22 protein-coding genes and 2 pseudogenes are annotated in these 23,433 nt (G+C 70.1%); 13 read left to right on the plus strand and 11 right to left on the minus strand.

Features of this window, described 5'->3' with window-relative positions; translation table 11 throughout:
- The first annotated feature begins 82 nt into the window (after nt 1-82).
- Complete coding sequence (locus QFZ67_RS15805; protein WP_307661731.1) at nt 83-910, plus strand: hypothetical protein; 828 nt, start codon at nt 83-85, stop codon at nt 908-910.
- A gap of 36 nt (nt 911-946) precedes the next feature.
- Here the strand turns inward: QFZ67_RS15805 and QFZ67_RS39105 are convergent, their stop codons facing one another.
- The 5 genes and pseudogenes from QFZ67_RS39105 to QFZ67_RS15825 all read right to left on the minus strand — a co-directional run bounded on the left by QFZ67_RS39105 (nt 947) and on the right by QFZ67_RS15825 (nt 2,855).
- Complete coding sequence (locus QFZ67_RS39105) at nt 947-1,087, minus strand: CGNR zinc finger domain-containing protein (RefSeq protein WP_373430227.1); 141 nt, start codon at nt 1,085-1,087, stop codon at nt 947-949.
- 2 nt (nt 1,088-1,089) lie between these two features.
- Nucleotides 1,090-1,374 (minus strand): annotated as a pseudogene (locus QFZ67_RS39110) (ABATE domain-containing protein); the annotation flags it as partial.
- 344 nt (nt 1,375-1,718) lie between these two features.
- A complete protein-coding gene (locus QFZ67_RS15815) occupies nt 1,719-1,928 on the minus strand; it encodes a DUF397 domain-containing protein (RefSeq protein WP_307661732.1) in 210 nt (69 codons plus the stop codon).
- A gap of 203 nt (nt 1,929-2,131) precedes the next feature.
- Complete coding sequence (locus QFZ67_RS15820) at nt 2,132-2,335, minus strand: hypothetical protein (protein ID WP_307661733.1); 204 nt, start codon at nt 2,333-2,335, stop codon at nt 2,132-2,134.
- Between the two features lie 202 nt (nt 2,336-2,537).
- A complete protein-coding gene (locus QFZ67_RS15825; protein ID WP_307661734.1) occupies nt 2,538-2,855 on the minus strand; it encodes a hypothetical protein in 318 nt (105 codons plus the stop codon).
- 132 nt (nt 2,856-2,987) lie between these two features.
- On the opposite strand from QFZ67_RS15825, the gene QFZ67_RS15830 reads away from it, so the two are divergent.
- On the plus strand, nt 2,988-4,199 hold the full coding sequence (locus tag QFZ67_RS15830; RefSeq protein WP_307661735.1) for a helix-turn-helix transcriptional regulator: 1,212 nt from the start codon (nt 2,988-2,990) through the stop codon (nt 4,197-4,199).
- A 50-nt stretch (nt 4,200-4,249) separates the two neighbouring features.
- Here the strand turns inward: QFZ67_RS15830 and QFZ67_RS15835 are convergent, their stop codons facing one another.
- Nucleotides 4,250-4,663: a hypothetical protein gene (locus QFZ67_RS15835; RefSeq protein WP_307661736.1), complete on the minus strand. Its 414-nt coding sequence runs from the start codon at nt 4,661-4,663 to the stop codon at nt 4,250-4,252.
- 32 nt (nt 4,664-4,695) lie between these two features.
- Between QFZ67_RS15835 and QFZ67_RS15840 the strand changes: the two are divergent.
- Nucleotides 4,696-4,947, plus strand: a pseudogene (locus QFZ67_RS15840) (VOC family protein); the annotation flags it as partial.
- A gap of 196 nt (nt 4,948-5,143) precedes the next feature.
- Nucleotides 5,144-6,472 carry a M28 family metallopeptidase gene (locus tag QFZ67_RS15845; protein ID WP_307661737.1) on the plus strand — a complete coding sequence of 443 codons (1,329 nt, stop codon included), beginning with the start codon at nt 5,144-5,146 and terminating at the stop codon, nt 6,470-6,472.
- 93 nt (nt 6,473-6,565) lie between these two features.
- Here the strand turns inward: QFZ67_RS15845 and QFZ67_RS15850 are convergent, their stop codons facing one another.
- From QFZ67_RS15850 to QFZ67_RS15870, 5 genes are all read right to left on the minus strand, one after another.
- Complete coding sequence (locus QFZ67_RS15850; protein ID WP_307661738.1) at nt 6,566-7,531, minus strand: ABC transporter permease; 966 nt, start codon at nt 7,529-7,531, stop codon at nt 6,566-6,568.
- Nucleotides 7,518-8,480 (minus strand): ABC transporter ATP-binding protein, encoded by a 963-nt coding sequence (locus tag QFZ67_RS15855; RefSeq protein ID WP_307661739.1) that lies wholly within the window; start codon nt 8,478-8,480, stop codon nt 7,518-7,520. Before QFZ67_RS15855 ends, QFZ67_RS15850 begins: the two co-directional genes overlap by 14 nt.
- Nucleotides 8,481-8,575: 95 nt before the next feature.
- Nucleotides 8,576-9,820, minus strand: coding sequence for a DUF2092 domain-containing protein (locus tag QFZ67_RS15860; RefSeq protein WP_307661740.1), 1,245 nt, complete (start codon nt 9,818-9,820; stop codon nt 8,576-8,578).
- A gap of 174 nt (nt 9,821-9,994) precedes the next feature.
- Nucleotides 9,995-11,011, minus strand: a complete 1,017-nt coding sequence (locus QFZ67_RS15865) for a CHRD domain-containing protein (RefSeq protein ID WP_307661741.1) — start codon at nt 11,009-11,011, stop codon at nt 9,995-9,997.
- 166 nt (nt 11,012-11,177) lie between these two features.
- Nucleotides 11,178-12,188: a polyprenyl synthetase family protein gene (locus QFZ67_RS15870; protein WP_307661742.1), complete on the minus strand. Its 1,011-nt coding sequence runs from the start codon at nt 12,186-12,188 to the stop codon at nt 11,178-11,180.
- A gap of 185 nt (nt 12,189-12,373) precedes the next feature.
- On the opposite strand from QFZ67_RS15870, the gene QFZ67_RS15875 reads away from it, so the two are divergent.
- From QFZ67_RS15875 to QFZ67_RS15915, 9 genes are all read left to right on the plus strand, one after another.
- A complete protein-coding gene (locus tag QFZ67_RS15875) occupies nt 12,374-14,371 on the plus strand; it encodes a CocE/NonD family hydrolase (RefSeq protein WP_307661743.1) in 1,998 nt (665 codons plus the stop codon).
- Nucleotides 14,372-14,455: 84 nt separating this feature from the next.
- The gene (gene fahA, locus QFZ67_RS15880) at nt 14,456-15,688 is read left to right on the plus strand and encodes a fumarylacetoacetase (protein WP_307661744.1); all 1,233 of its coding nucleotides are present in this window, start codon (nt 14,456-14,458) and stop codon (nt 15,686-15,688) included.
- Nucleotides 15,685-16,365 (plus strand): GPP34 family phosphoprotein, encoded by a 681-nt coding sequence (locus QFZ67_RS15885; protein ID WP_307661745.1) that lies wholly within the window; start codon nt 15,685-15,687, stop codon nt 16,363-16,365. Before fahA ends, QFZ67_RS15885 begins: the two co-directional genes overlap by 4 nt.
- 130 nt (nt 16,366-16,495) lie before the next feature.
- The gene (locus tag QFZ67_RS15890; RefSeq protein WP_307661746.1) at nt 16,496-17,266 is read left to right on the plus strand and encodes a GntR family transcriptional regulator; all 771 of its coding nucleotides are present in this window, start codon (nt 16,496-16,498) and stop codon (nt 17,264-17,266) included.
- A 40-nt stretch (nt 17,267-17,306) separates the two neighbouring features.
- Nucleotides 17,307-17,534, plus strand: coding sequence for a ferredoxin family protein (locus QFZ67_RS15895; RefSeq protein ID WP_266479325.1), 228 nt, complete (start codon nt 17,307-17,309; stop codon nt 17,532-17,534).
- A 22-nt stretch (nt 17,535-17,556) separates the two neighbouring features.
- The gene (locus tag QFZ67_RS15900) at nt 17,557-18,906 is read left to right on the plus strand and encodes an ABC transporter substrate-binding protein (RefSeq protein WP_307661747.1); all 1,350 of its coding nucleotides are present in this window, start codon (nt 17,557-17,559) and stop codon (nt 18,904-18,906) included.
- Nucleotides 18,903-19,889 carry an ABC transporter permease gene (locus tag QFZ67_RS15905; RefSeq protein ID WP_307661748.1) on the plus strand — a complete coding sequence of 329 codons (987 nt, stop codon included), beginning with the start codon at nt 18,903-18,905 and terminating at the stop codon, nt 19,887-19,889. Before QFZ67_RS15900 ends, QFZ67_RS15905 begins: the two co-directional genes overlap by 4 nt.
- A gap of 64 nt (nt 19,890-19,953) precedes the next feature.
- A complete protein-coding gene (locus QFZ67_RS15910) occupies nt 19,954-20,724 on the plus strand; it encodes an ABC transporter ATP-binding protein (protein ID WP_307661749.1) in 771 nt (256 codons plus the stop codon).
- Nucleotides 20,725-20,736: 12 nt separating this feature from the next.
- Nucleotides 20,737-23,427 carry a fumarate reductase/succinate dehydrogenase flavoprotein subunit gene (locus QFZ67_RS15915; protein ID WP_307661750.1) on the plus strand — a complete coding sequence of 897 codons (2,691 nt, stop codon included), beginning with the start codon at nt 20,737-20,739 and terminating at the stop codon, nt 23,425-23,427.
- The last annotated feature ends 6 nt before the right edge of the window (nt 23,428-23,433 follow it).

Here is a 23,433-nt window from a genome sequence, read left to right on the forward strand (position 1 = left end):
GCAGGCCCCCACCGCTCGACCGGTGCTACCACCGGAAGTACAGGCCCCGATGTGCGCGGCCCCGGAGCGGAGTGAGTGCGTCATGTCGCAGCCCCTCGCCCAGCCCCTCGCCCTTTCAGTCGACTTCGGACAGGGGATCACCGACGCGTGGTCGGCAGTGGCCAGGTTCGTGCCGAAGTTCATCGGCTTCCTGGTCATCCTGCTCATCGGCTGGCTCGTGGCGAAGCTGGTGGCCCGGGTCGCCGACCAACTCCTGCGCAGGGTCGGCTTCGAGAGGCTCGCGGAACGCAGCGGGGTCGCCAATGCCCTGCGGGGGTCGGAGTACGACGCGACCGGGATCCTCGTCAAGATCCTCTACTACGGGATCCTGCTGATCGCGCTGCAGCTGGGCTTCGGCGTCTTCGGACCGAACCCTGTCAGCGGCATGATCAACAGCGTTGTCGGGTGGCTGCCGAAAGCGATCGTCGCGTGTGTGATCGTCGTCGTGGCCCTGGCCATCGCACGTGCGGTCCGCGACATCGTCCAGGGGGCGCTGGGCGAGACCTCGTACGGCAAGATCGTGTCCACGGCGGCCTGGGCGTTCATCGTCGCTCTCGGCGTGATCGCGGCGCTCAGCCAGGCGGAGATCGCGACCTCGGTGACCGGCCCTGTGCTCACGGCGGCGCTCGCCGCGATCGCGGGCATCCTGATCGTGGGCGTCGGCGGCGGCCTGATCAACCCGATGCGCCACCGCTGGGAGCGGTGGCTGTCGGCCGCCGAACAGGAGACGGCCCGGGCCCGCGGCACCACCGGCGCGTACGAACGGGGCGGGCGGGAGCCGACTGCGGGCCGACCGCCCACCGAGCGGCGGACCCGCCCGCCAGGACGCGTGAGTCCGGCGGACGAACCGGAGAACATCGACCCGATGTGAAGGGGCCGCGGGGACCGCGACCGGGCCGTCCTGCGGTCATCGTCCGTCTCCTTCTGCGTGTTCCGCGTGGCGGACGCGGTGTGCCCGCACCTTGTTGCGATTGCCGCCCCGTTCCGTCGCGCACCAGCGGCGGCGGCCCGCCCCGGGCGCCCAGCCGCGCTCGCCGTCGGCGGTGATCCGGGGAGCGGGCGGGCCTGTGCCGCGGCCTCGTTGACCACGGCCAGGTCGGCGCGGCGCAGCTCACGGCCGTGCACCCGGCCGGCGGTCAGCCGCCACAGCGCGTCCCGCAGCGTGCGGGCCGCCGCCAACTTTTCGGCGCTGACGACCGGTTCCAGACCGGCGGGCAGCCTGCTCTCCGCCGCCCGCCCCAGGTCGGCGGGCGCGTGCAGCACCTCGTACCGCGTGAAGCCGCGGTCCGGTCGCGCGGCCGGGACGCGTGGCGTGATTACGCCGCCGTCCGGCATCCGGACGACTCCTTGGACAAGGTCAGCGGTGCGGGGCTCGGACGCGGGCTCCTCTTCCAGCGCGTACCGGAGGCAAGTCGTAGCGAAGACGTAACCACGCGCCCCCGACTGCGGCCCTTGCTGCCACGGTCGGGGGCGCCTAAGCGGGGTGCCTAGCGGCGTAGGTCCCGGTCCTCTTCCAGCTTCCGCAGGGCCGCGCCCAGCGTCGGCCGGAAGCCCGGACAAGGCCGCTCCAGGGGCAGCGTCCAGGCATGCCAGCACGACAGACACCGTCGCACCGTCGGGTGCTCCGGGTCGTGTTCTACGCTGCCGCCGCACCGCGGACACTGCCCCATGACGACTCCCTACGCCGCGACGTCGAACTCGCCCAGCTTGGCACCGCTCAGGAAGTCGGTCCACTCAACCGCCGTGAACTCGACGGTTTCACCGGTCGCTGAATTCCGGACTGCCACCTTGCCGGGAACGTTCGTTGCGATCTCCACACAGCGGGGGTCGTTGTTGTTGTACTGGCACGCCGTGGACGTTCGGAACTCGAATTCGGGACTTGCATCCATGGAGCTATTCCCTTCCCTCTGAGTGCGGGGAATCGGTCCCCGTGCCGTATTGCAGTGCGCCCCCAACTACGGCCGTAGCTCACGCAGTTGGGGGCGCGGCCCGTACCGGACGGGGGTCGCCGGTACGGGGGCATTCGTTGCGGCCCTTGCCGGGAATGGCCGCCATCGGGTCTCTTGCTGGTCTTGCTGGGGCGCCTGGGCGCCTATTCGTCGCGCGTCACGCGCGCATGGTCGGTCGCGACGCGGCGGAACATGTCATGTCCAGTGCTGCCGGTATGGCGGAGGCACCAGTCCTGTGCCGCTTCCTGGTCGTCCTGGGCGCCGGAATTCTCGTCACAGTCGGACGCAGTGCAGAACGCCTCGTACGTGACTCCGCCTTCCGGCACGTGCCGGATCGTGTGGTTCACGAATCGGATTACCGAGCGGGTCATGATTCCCCCAGGGCATGGCGAGTTGCCCGACAGGGCGGGCACGTACAGGGCGGGAAACCAAAGCCCTTATCCGACGGATTGCCGGGCGGAATCAGAAACGTCTGCTTGCCCTGGACTTCCGTCCGGGCGCCTGTCTCGCCATTGATCCGGTACACAGCAATCGTGATGGTGGTCATGATCACGCGCCCTTTCCGGATGCCGCATGGCGCCATTCCTCGCCCAGCGAGACGAGAACGTACGGCCGGACCAGGGTCAGGGGCCGTTCCCAGGGGGCAGGCGGGAACCACTGGGCGCGAGGCTCCGGCAGGGTCGGCACGTCTGGGGCGCGCCTCGCTCGATGCCTGCGGGCAGCGACCAGACGCGCGCCGCATACGGCGGGGTTGAGCTGGGCGGGTGCCTGGGCGGCAGCCTGGGGCACCTGGGCCCTGTGCCTGCCTTGCGGTCCGAACAGGACCAGCGTCACCCAATCGAGTGTGCGGGCGATACGATCTCTCACTGTCGTCGCTCCTTCGAAGCGTCGGCCACGCCCCCGGATCGTGTGCCGCGATCGCGGGGGTCCTTGCGTCGGTCCACGCTGCCCCTGGGCCGAATCCGTGCCTAGCGGCCCCGTGTAGGCCAGACTTGAGACATGCGCGGAGAGACAGCGGCCCACATGATCCGGCGCCTACGGCAAGCCAAATGTTGGAGTCAGGCGCGGCTAGCGGCAGAGGCGTGCCGCGCGGCGGGTTTACCGCCCGATTCCCTCACCCGGCAGGACGTCTACCGGTACGAGAAAGGCAAGCGCACTCCGCGCGAGTGGCTGCCGTTTATCGCTGCCGCTCTGGGTGTGCCTGCAATTGAGCTAGAACAGGCCGCCACTACAGGCGCCCAGGAAAGCGCCCCGGTTACAGTGGCTGACTTCCTGCCGGATGCCGACCCATTGGCGCCGTTGAAAGTCAGGCAGGGGCGCAGAATTGGCGCCGCAGACGTGACAGATCTAGCCGGCCGTGTGCACGGATTGCGCCTTGCGGACGACTTCCTAGCGGGTGGTGACCTAATCGCCCCAGCACTTAGGGAGTTGCGGTCCGCGGTAAAGCTGTACCGCGAGGGAAGCCACACAGAAGAAGTCGGTCGCACGTTGCTCGTGCAGATTGGCGAGTTGGCACAGGTTGCCGGATGGATTGCCAGTGATGCCGGACGCAATGAGGAAGCTGAACGCATCTACAAACTCGGCATGAGCGCTGCCCGACAGGCGGAGGACGGAACACTAGTCGGCAATCTCGCCGGTTCACTCGCCTACCACTACACCAACACGGGGAACACGAAAGAAGGGCTTGCCCTCGCCCAGGCTGCATTGGAAGCGGCAGGCGACGACGCACCCCCGAAAGCACGGGCGCTGTACCTTGACCGAGTTGCCTGGGCGCACACGCAAGCCAATGAGGCGCAGTCAGCAATGCGCGCCCTACGCGAGGCATCCGAAGCATTGGCGAATGACAGCGACGCTATCGAGTCGCCCCAGTACCTCTATTGGGTCGAGGTAGGTGAGTTGCAAGTGATGGAGTCGCGCGTCTATACGGAGCTAAGGAAGCCTTTACGCGCCGTGCCGCTACTCCGGGAAGTGCTCGCCCGATACGACGCCACGCGTACCCGCGAACTCGCCCTGTACCTGTCGTGGCTTGCTGTGGCATTGGCCGACGCCAACGAGCCTGAGGAAGCGGCAGCCACGGCACAGCGAGTGATCACGCTTTCCGCTGATGTGGCGAGCGAGCGCACGGCGGAACGCGTAAAGGTCGTCCTGCACAGGTTGGAGGATTTCCGGCACGTGCCGGAAGTGCGGGAAGTTCTGGAGGACGCAGCATGAGGGCACCCTCTCAACCCCGGCAAGGGTTGAGAGGGGGCCTGTCTGTCTGATCAGAACACCGGGGTGACCAGACCAGTGCCACCTACCTTCGCCATAGCGCCGGACGGGTAGCGCTGGAAGGTGTACCCGAAGTAGGCATAGGCCACCAGCAGCACTCCGAGGCTGGCCGCGGCAGGCTGCTCGGCGCGGATGAACATGGGCGCGGCGGGGTCCTCCCACAGGTGGCATTCGTTCCGCGGCACGACGTAAATCTCATCCTCGTTGGTGCCCGCACCAAGATTCGTCGCAATGTTGTTGTCAACAATCACGAGCAAACCGGATGACAGCTTGGCGCGCACCGCGGGGCCATACTCGTTTGTGAGCGTCAGGCCACCCGCATTGACCGGCATTCCACCAGTCGACACGAACGGCCAGGTGGAACCGACCTGCGAGGCAAGCCAATTCCAGCGGAGCGAATGCATCACCGCAGCGCTCTGAATCTTCGGCCACAGTTCCGCAGCCGTGGGGGACGCATCCGTGTAGGCGATGGCCGCGCTTGCGCCTGGTTACGTCTTCACGGCAAGTACCGGAGGGGAAGGCGACCAAGAACCGGCTCCATTTCGACCTGCACGTGGGCGAGGAGAACCGGGAGGCGGAGGTCGCGCGCCTGGAAGGTCTGGGGGCGTCCGTTCCGTACCACGCGAACGAACCGATCGGCGTCTGGACCACCATGTCGGACCCCGAAGGAAATGAGTTCTGCGTGGAGTAGTGGAGGGGGAGGACGGGGAAGGGGCGTCCGTTATGTGAACACCACTGACCGGTTTCCGCCCTTGACGGTGAGTCAAACTCTCGCTGAACTCACAGCACGCACTGCGCACCACTAGCTCCAACGCCCTGGGACCCGCCGTCCCAGGGCGTCTCGCACGTTCCGTCCTGTCCCCGTACGGAATTCGGAGCCCCCACACATGACCCCCCACGTGAAGCTCGCCGTCCCCAGAAGAACCGCCGCGGCCGCCGCGCTCGCCCTCGCCGGGCTGCTCGCCGCCGCCGCCCCAGCCGCGACCGCGGCCCCCGCCGCCCCGGCGTCCGCGCTCGCCGCCCCCGACATACCGCTCGCCAACGTCAAGGCGCATCTCACCGAGCTTCAGTCGATCGCCACCGCCAACGGCGGCAACCGCGCGCACGGCCGGGCCGGCTACAAGGCATCCATCGACTATGTGAAGGCCAAGCTGGACGCGGCCGGATTCACCACATCCGTCCAGCAGTTCACCAGTAGCGGCGCCACCGGCTACAACCTGATCGCCGACTGGCCCGGCGGCGACGCCAACTCGGTCGTCATGGCAGGCGCGCACCTGGACTCGGTCACCTCGGGCGCCGGCATCAACGACAACGGATCGGGCTCCGCCGGAATACTCGAGACCGCCCTCGCCGTCTCCCGCGCCCAGCTCAAGCCGACGAAACACCTGCGGTTCGGCTGGTGGGGCGCGGAGGAACTGGGCCTGGTCGGGTCGAAGTACTACGTCAACAACCTTCCCGCCACCGAGCGTTCAAAGATCTCCGGTTATCTCAACTTCGACATGATCGGCTCCCCGAACCCCGGCTACTTCGTCTACGACGACGACCCGGCGATCGAGAAGACCTTCAAGGACTACTTCGCGGGCCTCGGCGTCGCCACCGAGATCGAGACCGAGGGCGACGGCCGCTCCGACCACGCCTCGTTCAAGAACGTGGGCATACCGGTCGGCGGCCTGTTCACCGGCGCGAGCCGTACGAAGTCCAGCGCCCAGGCCCAGAAGTGGGGCGGCACGGCCGGTCAGGCCTTCGACCGCTGCTACCACTCCTCCTGCGACTCCAGCACGAACATCAACGACACCGCACTGGACCGCAACAGCGACGCGATCGCCCACGCCGTCTGGACCCTGTCCACCGAGCCGACCGTCCCGCCCGGCGACTTCTACGAGAACGCCGCCGACGTCGCCATCCCGGACAACGGCGCGGCCGTCACCTCCACCGTGACCGTCTCGGGCCGCACCGGCAACGCCCCGGCCGCCCTCAAGGCCGGCGTGGACATCAAGCACACCTGGCGCGGCGACCTGGTCGTCGACCTCCTGGCGCCCGACGGGACGGCGTACCGGCTGAAGAACTCCAGCGGCAACGACTCGGCCGACAACGTCATCGCCACGTACACCGTCGACGCGTCGAGCGAGACGGCGAACGGGGCCTGGAAACTGCGCGTTCAGGACGTCGCGGCGCAGGACACCGGTTACATCGACAGCTGGAAGCTCACCTTCTGACCGCCACCCCCCACAGGCTGCATGCGTGTGCAGATACTGCGCACGCATGCAGTCGTCTTTGGAGTGCTTGAGTACGTACGCCGGCCGCTCCGGCTACGCCGTGATGTCCTTCGCCGTGAAGCGGGCCCACGCCGCCGACCCGAACACCGCGACGTACACCCCCTGCAGGCCGAGGTTCTTGACCACCTCGTCCCAGTAGACGGGCTCCCGCATGAGGTCCGCGAAGGACAGCCAGTAGTGCGGGAAAAGGTAGGGGTGGATCCCGTGCAGCTGCGGAATCGTGTCCAGGATCTGCACCGTGATCAGCAGTCCGACCGTCGTCGCCATCGCCGCGATACCGCTGCCGGTGAGGGTCGAGACGAACAGGCCGAGCGCCGCGATCCCGGTCAGCGAGGCCGCGACGACGACCGCGACCAGTGCGGCCCGCAGCAGCCCGTCCCCGAACGAGATCCGGGTGCCGGAGATCGTGACGACATCGCCGAGCGGGAAGAGCAGCGCCCCGACCGCGAGCGCCGAGGCCGCCACGACCAGGGTCGCGACCAGGCAGAACGCGCAGGCCGCGGCGTACTTGGCGAACAGCAGCCGGGTGCGTCCGGCCGGGGCGACCAGCAGATAGCGCAGGGTGCCGGAGTTCGCCTCGCCCGCGATCGCATCGCCCGCGACGACGCCGATGGCCATTGGGAGGAAGACGGGCAGGGTCGCGGCGAGCGCGGCGAAGACCAGGAACAGCCCGTTGTTGGTGATCTGTGTGACGAAGGCCGGGCCGTGCCCGCTGCCGTCACCGGCCGGACCGCCGTCGCTCGTCTCGATCTTCACGGCGATGCCGATCAGTACGGGGACGGCTGCCAGCACCCCCAGCAGCGCGAGCGTGCGCCAGCGCCGGAAGGTGGTGGTCAGCTCGGAGCGGAACAGCCCCAGGGTCCACAGCGGGCTGGGCCTGCGAAGCGTCCCGGTCGCGTCAGCCCTCCTCCCGACGGCGTCAGCCGGTCCGACCGCGTCAGCCGTCGTGTCAGTCGTCCCGACCGCCCCGGCCCCCTCGACATCCTCAACCCGCGACATCGAATCCCTCCCCGGTCAGCGCGACGAACGCGTCCTCCAGTGAGGCGCGCTCGATCCCGAACCCTCGTACCCGTACACCGCCGTGCACCAGCGCGGCATTGAGCTCCGCCAGCTCCACATCCGCGGCCGGCAGCTCACCGGTCACCCGGTCCTCGTCGACGGTCAGCTCGGTGACGCCCAGCTCCTTGAGCAGCCGGGCCGCGTCCCCCGGGTCGGGCGTGACGACGGCCAGCCTGCCCCGGGCGCCCGCCGCGAGATCGGCGACCGGCCCCTGGGTGAGCAGCCGTCCCTGAGCCATCACCGCGGCATGCGTGCAGACCTGCTCGATCTCGTCAAGGAGGTGGGAGGAGAGAAAGACAGTGGTGCCGTCCGCCGCCAACTCCCGTACCAGGGAACGGATTTCCCGCATGCCCTGCGGATCCAGGCCGTTCGTCGGCTCGTCGAGCACCAGAAGTCTGCGCGGCTGCAGCAACGCGGCCGCGAGCCCGAGCCGCTGTTTCATCCCGAGGGAGTACGCCTTGGCCTTCTTGCCGGCGGCGGAAGTGAGCCCGACCCGGTCCAGCGCGGCGGCGACGCGGGAGCCGCGGGTACGCGGATCGGCGCTCGGGTCGGCGGAGTCGTAGCGCAGCAGATTGTCCCGGCCGGTCAGGTACCCGTACAGCGCGGGCCCTTCGATCAGCGCGCCCACCTGCGGCAGCACCGTGCGCACGGCGCGCGGCATGGGCCTGCCGAGGACCGTGGCGCTGCCCGCGGTGGGGTCGATGAGTCCCATCAGCATCCGGATGGTGGTGGTCTTGCCCGACCCGTTGGGTCCGAGGAACCCGAAGACGCTGCCGGCGGGCACGGTGAGATCGAGCCCGTCGACGGCCAACTGCCCGCCCCGGTAACGCTTTGTGAGCCCGCGCGTCTCGATGACAGTCTCGACGCCGGTCTCGACGACAGTCTCCATGCCGGCTGTCATTTCCGGTCCCCCGTTCACTCGGGTCAGCACTCCGCCCCACCGTACGGAGCGTACGGCGGGGCGGACAGCAAGCACGCCTTGGGTTACTTCGCCTCGTTCGCGGCCTTCACGAGTGCGTCCTTGGTGACGGCGCCGACGTAGACCGTGCCGTCGTCCGTCATCAGGGCGTTGACCAGACGGGTCTTGAAGACCGTGCCCGAGCCGAACTTCCCGTCGACCTGGTCGCCGAGCGCGTTCAGGAACTTCTCGGCCTCCGGCGGGACCTCGCCGTCCTTCGGTGCGCTGAAGCCCTCGCCGCCCGGCGTCTCGATCTTGGCGATGGAGGTCCAGCCCTCGCCGATGATGTTCAGCCCCTGGAAGTCCTCCAGGCCCTTGAACTCCTCGTGGTTCTTCGCGCCGTGCTCCTTGCCCTTCTCCTTCTCCACCTCGTCGGCCTCGGTCACCTTCGCGCCCTTGGGCGGGGTGAAGTTGAAGGTGGACGCGGCCGGCTTGGAGAAGTCGACCTTGGTGAAGCCGGCGTCGATCGCGGCCTTGCCGCCGCTGCTCGGGGTGAGCGTGAACTTCAGCGGCACGCCGTTCTTCGCGTCCACCGCGATCTTGATCGAGCCGATCGTCGAACCGCTCTGCTTCGGCTTGATGACCAGCTGGTACGCATCACGGCCGGCCACCTGCGCGGTGCCGCCCACGGTCACCGACGTGGTCTCGTCCGCGGCCTTCAGCGCCTCGTCGGCGAGCTCCTTGGGCGTGGTCGGCAGGTCCTTCGGCGCGGCCTCGTGCTCCTTGCCGGAACCCTTGCCGGAGCTGTCGTCCTTGGAGTGGAAGGCCTCGTTCGACGCGCTGTCGTACGCCCAGACCTCGTCCCCGTTGTGGATCATGCTGTACTCGGCGGTGTCCTCAAGGATCGACACCTTCTGCTTGTCGGGGCCGTCGGCCGCGACCCGCAGGGTGTGCGAGCCGGAGGCCAGCTCCATCAGCTTGCCGTCCGGCGACGCGGACGAGCCCGTCCCTCGGTCCCCGCCCTTGGGAGCGAAGGAGCCCCCGCCCAGGTCGCCGAGGGCGCCCAGGGACGGGAGGCCGAGGTCCGTGTTGATCTTCACGGTGCCGGAGAGCTGCTGGGTGTCCGACGCGGCCATCTTCTCGATGAGTTCCTGCGCGGTGATCTTCGGCAGATCGGGGTCACCGGAGGCAGCGAGCGCCGGGACGAGCCCGATGGTCGCCGCCGCCACCCCGGCCACCGCGGCCGGGACGATGTAGCGCGCTGCCTTGCGGCGGCCCGCTGCGAGGTCCTTGGCCTCTTCGGTGGTCTGTGCGCTGTCGTTCGGTGCCATGGTGTGCCCTACCTCCGTGGTTGGTCAGGCGTGGTGGTATTCATCTGACCAAATGGGGCGTACAGAAGCGTCAGACCGCGGGAGCAACTTGGCGTACTGCTATGGGATGACAGTAGGACGCGGCGCCTCCCCCAACCAGTAGGGGAAGCGCCACGAGCCCTGTTGCCGGAAGGGTTACTTCTGGATGAAGACGTAGTCCGCCCCGTAGGGGACGCCGACGATCGCTCCCTGCTCGCAGCTGCCGGCCGGGGCGACGCCGCCCACGGTGTTCAGCCGGAAGATCTCCTGGGTGCCCGCGAACAGCCCGCGCTTCTTGCCGGACTGGGTGGCCTTCAGGTCCAGTTCAGGGATGTTCTTGTCGCCGTTCGGGGTCTTGCTGATCAGCTTGCCGGTGACGGCGCTGTGGTCCTGCGCGACCCACTGCGGCGTGCCCGAGTTGGGGGCGATGAAGGAGTGGGCGATGTTCCCGCCGAGGACGGCGCGGACATCGCGCTGCTGGAAGGAGAGCTTGCCGTCGTCGCCCTTCTTGCACTCGTAGATCTGCTTGCCCTTGACCACGGACGCCTGGAAGTTGTCGAGGGCGTCGGCGAAGTTGAAGGAGCCGGTCACCTTGTGGAACTGGCCGCGGACGGCGCCGCCCGGGAACTGCGCGGTGTGCAGATTGGCGTAGAAGCCGTTCGGGTCGGTCTTGAAGGCGTCGAGAACCGCCTTGTCCTTGACCTTCACCGTGCCGGCGACCGCACCGGTCCAGCCCTTGGAGTGGGTCTTGCCCTTGCTGAGCAGCTCCGTGAAGTCGATCTTGATGCCGCCGTTGGTCCCCTTCGCGCCCTGGTGGATGTGGAGGGCGGTCGGCTTGTCGGTGCCGCGGAACTTCACGGCGACGGACACCTTGTCCCCCTTGACCTTCACAAACTCCAGCGCGGCGCCATCGCGGTCACCGACGGCGGGTCCGCCCTGCACCGGCACCTCGTTCGCGCCGTTCAGGCTCGCCACGAAGAGGGAGGCGGCGCGGTCCGAGCCGCTGCTGCCCGCGCCACTCTGCACCGAGATGCTCGCGGCTCTGTCCCCGTGCCCCGAGTGACCGGCGGTGGAGCTCTTGCTGTCGGCGAAGGCCGGCAGAACGGCGAGGGTGACGCCAGCGGCGGCGGCGACAGCGGTGGTACCGATAAGGAGGGCCTTGTTCCGCTTCATTCTGAAATCTCCCCGTACATGATGCCTACGCCCGTTGCGTCGGCTTCCGGGCATGAGTACGGAGTGGATCCGAGGTTAGACTCAATCCAAGAATGTGACCTGCGCCACATACTCCGAGGTGATCCCAGAGCCGGCCCGCGGCCGTGGTATTGGGCCCGTCAGCCGGTCAGCCGGCCCGGTGGACCACCGCGTCGCAGAGCTCCTCCAGGGCGGCCTTCGCATAGCAGTCGGGCAGTGGAGCGAGCATCGCCCGCGCCTCCTCCGCGTACCGCACGGTGTCCCGCCTGGCCTGCTCCAGCGCCGGATGGACGCGCAGCAGCCGCAGCGCCTCGGCGTGCCGGTCGTCGTCCGTCAGATCCCCGTCGAGCAGGGCGACGAGCTCCAGGTCCTCGGCCCGCCCCTGCGCCGCCGCCTGCGCGCGCAGATGCAGCACCGGCAGCGTCGGGATGCCCTCGCGCAGATCCGTGCCGGGCGTCTTGCCCGACTCGTGCGCGTCGCTGGCGATGTCCAGTACGTCGTCGGCGAGCTGGAACGCCACGCCGAGCCGCTCGCCGTACTGGGTGAGGATGTCCACGACACCCTCGTCCGCGCCGGACATCATTGCGCCGAACCGGCCCGAGACCGCGATCAGCGAGCCCGTCTTGCCCCCGATGACATCGAGGTAGTGCTCGACCGGGTCGCGGCCGTCGCGCGGCCCCGCCGTCTCCAGGATCTGGCCGGTGACCAGCCGCTCGAAGGCCTCCGCCTGAATGCGGACGGCCTCCGGGCCAAGGTCGGCCAGTATGTGCGAGGCCCGCGCGAACAGGAAGTCGCCGGTCAGCACCGCCACCGAGTTGCCCCAGCGGGCGTTGGCGCTGTCCACACCGCGCCGCACATCGGCCTCGTCCATCACATCGTCGTGGTACAGCGTCGCCAGATGGGTGAGCTCGACGACCACGGCCGAGGGCACCACACCCGGCGCGTATGGATCGCCGAACTGGGACGCGAGCATCACCAGCAGCGGCCGGAAGCGCTTGCCCCCGGCTCGTACGAGGTGTCGTGCGGCCTCCGTGATGAAGGGCACCTCGCTCTTGGTGGCATCGAGCAGTCCCGCCTCGACAGCCGCCAATCCGGTCTGGACATCGGCCTCAAGAGCCTGGTCCCGCACGCTCAGCCCGAACGGCCCGACGACGGTCACGAGGGGATCTCCTGTCTGCTGACGATCACACGGATTGTCGATGTGTCGCTGGAATCACTCAAGTCAGCGTATCCGGTCGCCTTTCGATCACCGTGGGCGCCTTCCCGCCTCCCCCGGTATGTTCGTGATCAGCCCATACGACCATGAGTGGCCCCTTTGCCCGGAACATTCGCTGAGGTCATGCCATGCGCATCCGCACCGATTTCCCGTACGAGACCGCCCACGAGGACATCCGTATCGCGATGCCGGACGGTACGAGGCTGTACGCGCGGATCTGGCGGCCACTGACCGACGAGCCCGTCCCCGCCCTGCTCGAGTATCTGCCCTGCCGGCTGACCGACTGGACCGCGCCGCGCGACTGGCAGCGCCACCCCTGGTACGCGGGCCACGGCTACGCCTCCGTACGGGTCGACGTGCGTGGACACGGCAACAGTGAGGGCCTGCCCGGCGACGAGTACGACGCGACCGAGCCGGCCGACGGCGTCGAGGTCGTCAACTGGCTGGCCCGGCAGCCGTGGTGCACCGGCCGGGTCGGCATGTTCGGCATCTCCTGGGGCGGCGTCAACTCGCTCCAGGTCGCCGCTCTCGCACCCGAGCCGCTCAAGGCGGTCGTCACCGTCTGCTCGACGGACGACCGCTACGACAATGACGTGCACTACATGGGCGGTTCGGTACTCGCCGCCGCCATGCACGCCCGGGCCGCCACCATGCTCGCCTTCGTCTCCCGCCCGCCGGACCCCCTCTTTGCCGGCGACAAGTGGCGCGAGATGTGGCTGAGGCGGCTGGAGGCCGTCGACCCCTTCATCCACACCTGGCTCGGCCACCAGATCCGCGACGACTACTGGAAGCACGGCAGTGTCTGCGAGGACTACGCCGCCATCGACGCGGCGGTCCTGGCTGTGGGCGGCTGGCACGACCCCTACCGGGACACCGTGCTGCGGCTGGTCGAGCATCTGCCGCCCGATCGCGTACGGGGCCTGATCGGCCCGTGGTCGCACCAGTACCCCGACCGGGGCCGGCCGCCGGGTCCGGCGATCGGTTTCCTCCAGGAGACGCTCCGATGGTGGGACCACTGGCTCAAAGACGCTGACACGGGGGTCATGGCCGAGCCCCTGCTGCGCTCCTGGATCAGCGAGTCGCACCCGCCCGCGACGAGCTACCCCGAGCTGCCGGGCCGCTGGGTCGGGGAGCCCGCCTGGCCCTCGCCGCACATCACGCCCGTCCCGTACACACTCCAGGGCGAACCGGTGATCGTCGACTCGCCCCACCACACCGGAGTGGACGCCGGCAGCTTCCTCCCCTTCGGCAACGACGCCGACCTGCCGCCCGACCAGCGCGAGGAGGACGCCCGCTCGGCCTGCTTCGAATTCCCGGTCACCGGCGACCCGATCGAGATCCTGGGCCGCCCCCGCCTCACCCTGCGGCTGCGCCGGGACGTGCCCTACGGCCAGGCGATCGCCCGGATCTGTGACGTCGCCCCGGACGGCGCGTCCACCCTGGTCACCCGCGGGGTCCTCAACCTCTCCGCGCGCCATGGCCTCGACCGCGCGGGCGCCTGGCCGCCCGGCGCGAGCGAGGACGTCTCCTTCGAGCTGAACGGCATCGGCCACACCTTCCCGCCCGGCCACCGCATCCGGCTCGCCGTCTCCTCCGCGTACTGGCCGTGGATCTGGCCGCAGCCGGGCTCGGCGGGCTTCACCCTCGACCCGGCGGGCTCCCGCCTGGAACTTCCCGTACGTTCCCAGGGCATGACCGAGGACGAGATCCTCTTCGAGGAACCGGAGCAGTCCGAGCCGCTCGGGGTCAGCTCCCCCGTCACCCTCGACGAGCAGCGGCCCGAGCGTCTGGTGGTCCGCGACGTCGCCAAGGGCGAGTGGCGCCTGGAGGTCGACCCGCGACCCGGCGGCATGCGGGTGTATCCGGACGGCCTCGAGTACACGGAGGAGGCCCTGGAGACGTACACGATCCGCGAGCGCGACCCGCACTCCGCGCATGCCCGGTCCGACTGGGCCGTCCGGCTGCACCGGCCCGAGCTGGCCTGGGACGTACGGATCGAGACACGCTCCGAACTCACCTGCGACGCGGCCGACTTCATCGCGTCGGACGAGGTGGTGTGCAGGGACGGCGACGAGATCGTCTTCCACCACACGTGGGAACGGCGCTTCCCGAGAATGGCGGGGTGAGCGGGCCGGGCGGGTGACCTGCCGCGGCGGGGCAACACCCACGTAACGTGTGCCCCACACACGTGGAAAGCGAGGCAAGCACCGATGCCCGAGCAGAGCCCGCTCGATCTGGCCGAGGGCGATCCCTTCGGCCCGCACAACCTGCCGTACGGCGTCTTCAGCACGGCCGACGAGCCCGGGCGCCGGCGGCTCGGCGTCCGCATCGGCAGCCATGTGCTCGACGCCGGAGCGGCCGCCCACACTCTCGGCTCCCCCTACGCGGCACTGCTGGCGCAGCCGAACCTCAACCCGCTTCTCGCGGCGGGCCGCACCGCCTGGCGGGACGTGCGCCGGGCGATCACCGCATGGGTCACCGTGCCCGCCCACCGGGCGGACATCGAGCCGCAGCTGCACCCGCTCGACTCGGTCACGCTGCACCTTCCGTACGAGGTCGCCGACTATGTCGACTTCTACGCGAGCGAGCACCACGCGACGAACGTCGGCAAGATCTTCCGGCCGGACGGGGACGCCCTGACCCCCAACTGGAAGCATCTGCCCATCGGTTACCACGGCCGGGCCGGGACGGTTGTCGTCTCCGGCACCGATGTGGTGCGCCCCAGCGGCCAGCGCAAGACCCCGGCCGACCCCGCGCCCCTGTTCGGACCGTCCGTGAAGCTCGACATCGAGGCCGAGGTCGGCTTCCTCGTCGGCACTCCCTCGGAGCTCGGCCGTCCGGTGCCCCTCGGGGACTTCCGGGAGCATGTCTTCGGTGTGACGCTCCTCAACGACTGGTCGGCACGTGACATCCAGGCCTGGGAGTACGTTCCGCTCGGCCCGTTCCTCGGCAAGTCCTTCGCCACGTCCGTCTCCGCCTGGGTGACCCCGCTGGAGGCCCTCGACGCGGCCCGTACCGAGCCCCCCGCGCGGGACTTCGACCTGCTCCCCTACCTCGACGACTCCGGCGACGAGGAGCCCGGCGGCTTCGACCTGCGCATCACGGTGGCGATCAACGGCCATGTGGTCTCCGAGCCGCCGTTCGCCACGATGTACTGGACGGCCGCCCAGCAGCTGGCCCATATGACGGTCAACGGCGCCTCGCTCCGTACGGGCGACCTCTTCGGCTCCGGCACGGTCAGCGGTCCCGAGGTCCACCAGCGCGGCTCGCTGCTGGAGCTCACCTGGAACGGACGGGACGCTCTCGAACTTCCCGAGGGCAAGCGGACCTTCCTGGAGGACGGCGACGTGGTGACGATGACGGCCTGGGCACCAGGCCCGGACGGCGTACGGGTCGGCCTCGGCGAGGTCACCGGCCGGATCGTGTCGAGCGCCGCGGAATGACCGGACTCACCCTGCCCGAGGAGCTCCTGCTGCTCGCTCTCGACCCGGTGACGGGCCGCCGGCACTGCAGCAGGAGCTACCTCCGGTACGGGCTGGCCGGCGCCGCCCTCGCCGAGCTGGAGCTCCAGGGCAGAGTCGCCGAGGCGCGTGGCAAGGTGACGGTGGTCAATCCACTGCCGCCGCAGAACCCGCTGTCGGCGCAGATACTGGCGAGTCTCCCGGCGCCGGGCACCAGCCGGTTCGGCGACGGCGTACGCGCCCGGCCCTGGGTCAGGCGCGCCGGGCGGCACGTCGAGGAGTTGTGCCTGCACCACCTGGTGGGACGCGGTGTGCTGCGGGTGGAGACCCATCGCTTCCTGGGCATCTTCCCCTACCGCCGGTACCCCGCGGCGGCCGAGGACTTCTCGACCCCGGCCCGCGGGCGCTACGCCCAGTCGGTGGAGGCCGGCTTCCCGGACCGCCGCAGCCGGCTGCTGGCCGCCTTCACCGCGGCGATCGGCATCGCCAAAGTGCTCCATCCGAGATTCGAGTCGTGGCGGGGGCGGGGCGCACTGCGCGTTCTCGTACGGGAGCAATGGGCCCCGTACGCCGTGCACCGCGTCATACAGCAGGACAAGAAGCCGAGCAGCAGCAGTGTCAGCTTCGGGGGCGACGGGGGCGGGGGCGGCGGCGACTGACGCCCCAGGGGTGGCAGATCTTCCCGACTGATCAGCATCACCGCAGTTCAGCGGGGTGTCCCGGTGGCCGGTTCATGGCGCAACACTCTGGCAACACCACCGCCGACACAGCGTCGGTATGGTCCGAGGCATGCCAGCCGAACGTACCCGCGAGCACACCGTGCCCCTCGCTGCCGCACGCCGGCGGCGGCTGCGCGCGGACCAGGCGCGGCAGCTCGCCGACCTGCTGCGCCACCAGGTGCGCACCGGCGGCTTCTCCGGCGGCGTGCTGCCGCTGGAGGGCACGATCGGCGACGACTACCGCGTCTCCCGCAACACCGTCCGACAGGCACTGGATCTGCTCCGTACGGAGGGGCTCGTCGAACGCCAGCCGGGCGTCGGCACGGTCGTGGTGTCCGAGAAGTACCCGCACGGCCTCGACCGGCTGCAGGGCCTCGCCGAGACCCTGCACGAACACGGCGATGTCACCAACGAAGTCCGCACCGTCGGCCCGGTTTCCGCGCCCGCACCCGTGGCCCGGAGACTGGGCCTGCCCGAGCACACCGACGTGCTCTACATCGAGCGGCTGCGGCGGCTGAACGGCTTGCCCCTCTCGCTCGACCTCACCTACATCCCGATGGACATCGGCACCGGTCTGCTCGGCTGCGACCTGGAGCACACCGATGTGTTCCGGCTGCTCGAAAACCTCACCGGGCAGCCGCTGGGCACGGCCGAGATCACGCTGGAGGCCGTCAACGCCGACGCGCACTCCGCCGCCGTACTCGAAGCCCCGCGCGGCGCCGCCGTGCTGATGCTCGAACGGCTCACGCATCTGTCCGACGGACGCCCCGTGGATCTGGAGTTCATCCGCTTCCGCGGCGACCGCATCACCATGAGCGGGCTGCTCCACCGCTCCCTCTGACCCGTCCCCGTACCCCCGTACCCCTTTCCCGGAGACAGCCATGCCTCTTGCGCCCCAGCGTGCCGACGTGCCCGTGACCATCGACGAGTCGAAGTGCATCGACGGCTGCACCCTCTGCGTCGACATGTGCCCGCTCGACTCCCTCGCGATCAACCCGGACAGCGGCAAGGCCTATATGCACGTGGACGAGTGCTGGTACTGCGGCCCGTGCGCGGCCCGGTGTCCCACGGACGCGGTCACGGTCAACATGCCCTATCTGCTGCGGTAAAGCCCGAGAGGTCCGAACTCCCATGTCACGCAAGCCAGTTGTGCTCCTCGCCGCCACCCTGCTGCTACCGCTCACCGGCTGCGGCGGCGACGCGGAGGCGGGCGACGGCTCGACCGTCACCGTCACCGTCGGCTACCAGTCCAAGACCATCAACACCGTCACGGCGGGCACGCTGCTGCGGTCGCTCGGCTACTTCGAGCGGGAGCTCGCGGCCCGCGGCAAACGTGAGGGCGTCACCTACAAGGTGAAGTGGCAGGACTACGCCACCGGCGCGCCGATCACCGCGCAGATGACCGCCGGGAAGATCGACATCGGTTCGATGGGCGACTTCCCGCTGCTGATCAACGCCACGCGCGGCAAGCAGCTGCACCGGCCGACGCGGCTCGTCTCCGTCACCGGCTACAACCTGCGCGGCGGCCTCAACACCATTGTCACGGCGCCCGGTTCGAAGCTGTCCTCGCTGAAGGACCTGCGCGGCAAGAAGGTCTCCACGAGTGTCGGATCGGCCGCGGACGGCACGCTCGTACGGGCGCTGCAACGGGCGGACATCGACCCGGAGAAGGACATCCGCAAGCTCAACCAGCAGCCGGCCGTGGGTGCGTCGGCGCTCCAGGCGGGCAGCACCGACGCGCTCTCGCAGTTCGTTGCCTGGCCCGGGCTGCTCGCCTTCCAGGGCAAGGCGCAGGCGCTGTACGACGGGGCGGAGCTGAACCTGCCGACCTTCCACGGGGTCACCGCGCGCGAGGACTTCGCGAAGAAGCGGCCCGCGGTGCTCGAAGACTTCCTGCGCGCGCAGGCCGATGCGACCGAGTATCTGCGCAAGCAGCCGGTCGCGGCCGCGGAGTCGGTGGCCAAGGCGACCGGGCTCCCGGCCGAGGTCGTCTACCTCTACAACGGCGCGCACGGCATCGCGACCTTCGGGCCGGCCCTCAAGCCCGAGCTGGTCGACGCGTTGAAGAAGGACGTGCCGGTGCTCAAGTCGGCGAAGCTGGTGGGCGATGTGGATGTGGACGCCTTCGTCGACGACCAGTATGTGAAGCGGGCGTACGGGAACGGCTATGCCAAGGCGCTCACGGCCGCGCCCGCGCCCGCGCGCAGCGAGCTGTGGCTGAAGGGCAAGAACACGACCCAGTCCTTCGCGACCCCGGTCGAGCTGCTGCGGCAGGTGGCCGCGGCTCCTGGACAGGTGCGCGCGGCGTATGTCCCCGACGCCACCACCGGCACGCGCTGGTTCGCGGACAAGGCGGTGTGGGTGGCCGACGGCACGAAGCTGCTGCCCTTCGTCACCCGGTCCGCGGTTGCGGCCTACGTGACGGGACACGCGGGCGCCCGGACCGTGTCGTACGCCGAGGCCTTGAAGCAGGTGTCATGACCGGCCGGCACGTCGTGCGCGCGCTGTCCCTGCTGGGCGCGCTCGGGGTGTGGCAGCTGCTGACCGCCTACGACATCAATCTTTGGCTGCGGTTCGAGCAGTTCCCCACGGTCGTCGATGTCGCGCGGGAGTTCGGGGAGCGGGTCGGGAGCGGCCCGTACTGGCAGGACCTGACCGACAGCCTCACCCGCATCGCCACCGGCTTCACGCTGGCGGCGCTCGCGGGCGTGGCGGTCGGCACCGCGATCGCCCGCTCCCGCCTGGCGGCGGACCTGCTCGGGCCGGTGCTCGAAGTCCTCCGCCCGATCCCGGCGATCGCGCTGGTACCGGTCGCGATCCTGCTCTTCCCCAGCAACGAGCAGGGCATCGTCTTCATCACCTTCACCGCGGCGTTCTTCCCGATCATGGTCTCCACGCGCCATGCCGTGCGCGCCCTGACCCCGGTCTGGGAAGAGGCCGTCCTCACGATGGGCGGCGGCCGGTGGCGGATTCTGGCGTCTGTGGTCCTGCCGGGGGCACTGCCGGGGATCCTCGGCGGTCTCTCGGTGGGGATCGGCGTCTCGTGGATCTGCGTGATCTCGGCGGAGATGATCTCCGGTGAGTACGGGGTGGGTTACCGCACCTGGCAGGACTACACGGTGGTGGACTACCCCGGCGTGTTCGTGGGCATGGCGACGATCGGCGTTCTGGGCTGGCTGACGTCGACGACGGTGGAGCTGGCGGGGCGCCGGGTGACGAGGTGGCTCCCGCGGGTGGAGTCTGGGCCACCGGTCCGCCGCCCGAGGGTTTCCCCTACCCCGCCCCTTCCCGTACCTGGGGGCAGGCCCCCAGGCCCCGCGTCTCAAACGCCGGCGAGGCTTGATTCGGGGCTCCGCCCCGGACCCCGCTCCTCAATCGCCGGACGGGCTGAATTTTCAGCCCGTCCGGCGATTGAGGACTGGGGGTCTGGGGGCGAAGCCCCCAGTTCGGGAGGGGGCGGGTAGGGGAAGCCCGCCGCAGGCGCCCCCCACCCACACCCCATCCGCACCCACGAGGAGGCGTAATCGCATGACCACACCCCCCGAAACCACCCTCGCCCCCACCCCGGCACCGCCCCGTGGGACCCGGCTCACCCTGCGCGGTGCGTCACTGGGGCGGCCCGGAGCGCCCGTGCTCGACGGGATCGACCTGGAGGTCGTGCCCGGCGAGATCCTGACCGTCGTCGGGCCCTCCGGGTGCGGCAAGTCGACCCTCCTGCGGACCCTCGCCGGGCTGCTCCCCCCGCTCGACGGCGCGGTCGCGCAGGACGGTGAGCCCATCACCGCGCCCAGCGCCGAGCGGGCACTGATCTTCCAGGAAGACGCCCTCCTTCCCTGGCGCACCCTGCGCGGCAACGTCGAACTCCCCCTGGCCATCAGGGGAGTCGGCCGCGCCGAGCGACGTCGGCGGGCCGAGGCATGGCTGGACCGGGTCGGGCTCGCCGACCGGGCCGCCCACCTCCCGCACCGCGTCTCCGGCGGGCAACGCCAGCGCGTCCAGCTCGCGCGCGCCCTAGCCGCCGAGCCGCGGGCCGTCCTCATGGACGAGCCCTTCGGCGCGCTCGACGCGCAGACCCGCGCCGGGATGCAGCAGCTGCTCGTCGACGTGCTGCGCGGCACCGGCGCGACGGTCGTCTTCGTCACGCACGACGTCGACGAGGCGCTCTTCCTCGGCGACCGCATCGCCCTCCTCGGCACCGGGCGCGTCCTCGAGGTACCCCGCCCCCGCGACCGTGCGGCCCACGGCGAACCCGCGACCCTCGCGCTGCGCCGCGAAGTACTCGAATCCCTCGGCACCTGAGAGGCCCTCCCCATGGAAATCCCCGCACTCGCGGACGCCGAGGAGCTCTCCTGCGACGTCCTCGTCATCGGTGGCGGCACCGCCGGCACCATGGCCGCGCTCACCGCGGCCGAGCACGGCGCGAACGTCCTGCTCCTCGAAAAGGCGCACGTCCGCCACTCCGGCGCGCTCGCCATGGGCATGGACGGCGTCAACAACGCCGTCATCCCCGGCCGCGCCGAACCCGACGACTACGTCGCCGAGATCACCCGCGCCAACGACGGCATCGTCGACCAGTCCACCGTCCGCCAGACCGCGACCCGCGGCTTCTCGATGGTGCAGCGTCTCGAGTCGTACGGCGTGAAGTTCGAGAAGGACGAACACGGCGAGTACGCGGTCCGCCAGGTGCACCGCTCCGGCTCGTACGTCCTGCCGATGCCCGAGGGCAAGGACGTCAAAAAGGTCCTCTACCGGCGGCTGCGGCGGCGCGAAATGCGCGAGCGCATCCGGATCGAGAACCGCGTGATGCCGGTCCGGGTCCTCACGGCGGACGGCCGGGCCGTCGGGGCCACGGGCTTCAACACCCGTACGGGACAGTTCGTCTCCGTCCGCGCGGGCGCGGTGATCCTTGCCACCGGCGCCTGCGGCCGGCTCGGCCTCCCCGCCTCCGGCTATCTCTACGGCACGTACGAGAACCCCACCAACGCCGGTGACGGCTACGCCATGGCCTACCACGCCGGCGCCGACCTCACCGGCATCGAGTGCTTCCAGATCAACCCGCTGATCAAGGACTACAACGGCCCCGCCTGCGCCTATGTCGCCAATCCCTTCGGCGGCTACCAGGTCAACCGGCACGGCGAGCGTTTCGTCGACTCCGACTACTGGTCCGGTCAGATGATGGCCGAGTTCGCCGCCGAACTCGCCTCCGACCGCGGCCCGGTCTATCTCAAGCTCAGTCATCTCCCCGAGGAGTCCATCAACGCGCTGGAGGGCATCCTGCACTCCACCGAACGCCCCACCCGCGGCACCTTCCACGCGAACCGCGGCCACGACTACCGCACCCACGACGTCGAGATGCACATCTCGGAGATCGGGCTGTGCGGCGGCCACTCCGCCTCGGGCGTACGCGTCGACGACCACGCCCGCACCACCGTCCCCGGCCTCTACGCCGCCGGTGACCTGGCCTGCGTCCCGCACAACTACATGATCGGCGCGTTCGTCTTCGGCGATCTGGCGGGCGCGGACGCCGCCCGGTTCACCGCGTACGAAGGTGAGTTGCCCGCCGACCAGCTGCGCGACGCCCATGAACTGATCTACCGGCCGCTGCGCAACCCGGACGGACCGCCGCAGCCCCAGGTCGAGTACAAACTCCGCCGTTTCGTGAACGACTATGTCGCCCCGCCCAAGTCCGGCGCCCGTCTCTCCCTCGCCGTCGAACACTTCGAGCGGATGCGCGACGAGATCGCGGAGATGGGCGCGCAGACCCCGCACGAGCTGATGCGCTGCGCCGAGGTCAGCTTCATCCGCGACTGCGCCGAGATGGCCGCCCGCTCCTCGCTCGCCCGCACGGAGTCCCGCTGGGGCCTCTACCACGAGCGTACGGATCACCCGCAGCGCGACGACGAGGACTGGCTGCACCACCTGGACCTGCGTAAATCACCCTCAGGGGCGATGGAGTTCACCGCCAGGCCCGTCGCCCCCTACCTCGTCCCCATCGAGGAGTACGCCCCGACCGGCGGCGCATCGCGCCATCTCGGCGAGATCCATCCGGAGCAGGTCTCCACCGCCGGACACCGCGACGTCGCCCCCATCGGCTCCGGCGTCCGCACCGCGGTCCGTCAGGACGCGACCGCCGCCTCCCACTCCCCTCGCATCCTGGAGCTGCTCAGCCTCACCGAGGACGAGCCGGAACTCCCCCGGCTGCGCCCCTTCTTGACCGACCCGGACCCCGCCGTGCGCCGCGCCGCACTCGCCGCGCTCACCGAGACCGTCCCGGCAGGCACCGGACCGGCGCTCGCGGCGGCCCTCGCGGACCCGGACGGTGGCGTCCGCACCGCCGCCGCGGCGTCCCTGCGCGAACTGGTCGAAGTCCTGCCCCCGGAGGCCGACTTGTCCCGGAGCCTCACCGACGCGCTCGGCAACGACGACCCCCAGGTCCGGGCCGCCGCGCTCGACACACTGCGCGCCCTGCGCCTGGGCGACGCCGCCGCCTACGCCCGTACGCTCGACGATCCGGACATCGAGGTCCGCATCGCGGCCGTGCGCGCCCTGGTCTCGGTCGACGCCCTCGCCGCCGTCGCCCGCGCCACCGCCGACCCGGCCCGCGAGGTCCGCGTCACGGTGGCGCGCAGTCTGACCGACCCGGGCGCCCTGGAACCCCTGATCCAGGACCCGGACATCCTCGTCCGCGCGGCCGCCCTCGCGGCCCTGTCCACTGCCGGGTGCCCCGCCCCGTTCGGCACCGTCGCCGTCACCGCACTGGCCGACCCGGCCTGGCAGGTTCGCGCGGGCGCGGCCACGGCCCTCGGCGCTGCCGCCCCGGGGTTGGCGGTTCCGCCCCTGGCCAAGGCCCTCCAGGACCCGAACGCCGACGTCCGCAAGGCCGCGGTCCTGGCTCTGCTGAAACACCCCGCCGACACGGAGGCCCGGGCCGCCCTGGCCACGGCGGTCCAGGACACGGACGCGGACGTGCGCGCGTACGCGGGGCGGGTCAACGCCGCCTGACGCCGC

Source organism: Streptomyces sp. V1I1, assembly GCF_030817355.1.
In the GTDB taxonomy this organism is placed as follows: domain Bacteria; phylum Actinomycetota; class Actinomycetes; order Streptomycetales; family Streptomycetaceae; genus Streptomyces.

Coding starts and splice junctions, on each gene's coding strand:
- QFZ67_RS15885 (WP_307661745.1), top strand. CDS start 15,685: ATGACCGGACTCACCCTGCCCGAGGAGCTCCTGCTGCTCGCTCTCGAC.
- QFZ67_RS15915 (WP_307661750.1), top strand. CDS start 20,737: ATGGAAATCCCCGCACTCGCGGACGCCGAGGAGCTCTCCTGCGACGTC.
- QFZ67_RS15805 (WP_307661731.1), top strand. CDS start 83: ATGTCGCAGCCCCTCGCCCAGCCCCTCGCCCTTTCAGTCGACTTCGGA.
- QFZ67_RS15905 (WP_307661748.1), top strand. CDS start 18,903: ATGACCGGCCGGCACGTCGTGCGCGCGCTGTCCCTGCTGGGCGCGCTC.
- QFZ67_RS15830 (WP_307661735.1), top strand. CDS start 2,988: ATGCGCGGAGAGACAGCGGCCCACATGATCCGGCGCCTACGGCAAGCC.
- QFZ67_RS15890 (WP_307661746.1), top strand. CDS start 16,496: ATGCCAGCCGAACGTACCCGCGAGCACACCGTGCCCCTCGCTGCCGCA.
- QFZ67_RS15910 (WP_307661749.1), top strand. CDS start 19,954: ATGACCACACCCCCCGAAACCACCCTCGCCCCCACCCCGGCACCGCCC.
- QFZ67_RS15900 (WP_307661747.1), top strand. CDS start 17,557: ATGTCACGCAAGCCAGTTGTGCTCCTCGCCGCCACCCTGCTGCTACCG.
- QFZ67_RS15875 (WP_307661743.1), top strand. CDS start 12,374: ATGCGCATCCGCACCGATTTCCCGTACGAGACCGCCCACGAGGACATC.
- fahA (WP_307661744.1), top strand. CDS start 14,456: ATGCCCGAGCAGAGCCCGCTCGATCTGGCCGAGGGCGATCCCTTCGGC.
- QFZ67_RS15850 (WP_307661738.1), bottom strand. CDS start 7,531: ATGTCGCGGGTTGAGGATGTCGAGGGGGCCGGGGCGGTCGGGACGACT.
- QFZ67_RS15845 (WP_307661737.1), top strand. CDS start 5,144: ATGACCCCCCACGTGAAGCTCGCCGTCCCCAGAAGAACCGCCGCGGCC.
- QFZ67_RS15815 (WP_307661732.1), bottom strand. CDS start 1,928: ATGGATGCAAGTCCCGAATTCGAGTTCCGAACGTCCACGGCGTGCCAG.
- QFZ67_RS15860 (WP_307661740.1), bottom strand. CDS start 9,820: ATGGCACCGAACGACAGCGCACAGACCACCGAAGAGGCCAAGGACCTC.
- QFZ67_RS15855 (WP_307661739.1), bottom strand. CDS start 8,480: ATGGAGACTGTCGTCGAGACCGGCGTCGAGACTGTCATCGAGACGCGC.
- QFZ67_RS15895 (WP_266479325.1), top strand. CDS start 17,307: ATGCCTCTTGCGCCCCAGCGTGCCGACGTGCCCGTGACCATCGACGAG.
- QFZ67_RS15865 (WP_307661741.1), bottom strand. CDS start 11,011: ATGAAGCGGAACAAGGCCCTCCTTATCGGTACCACCGCTGTCGCCGCC.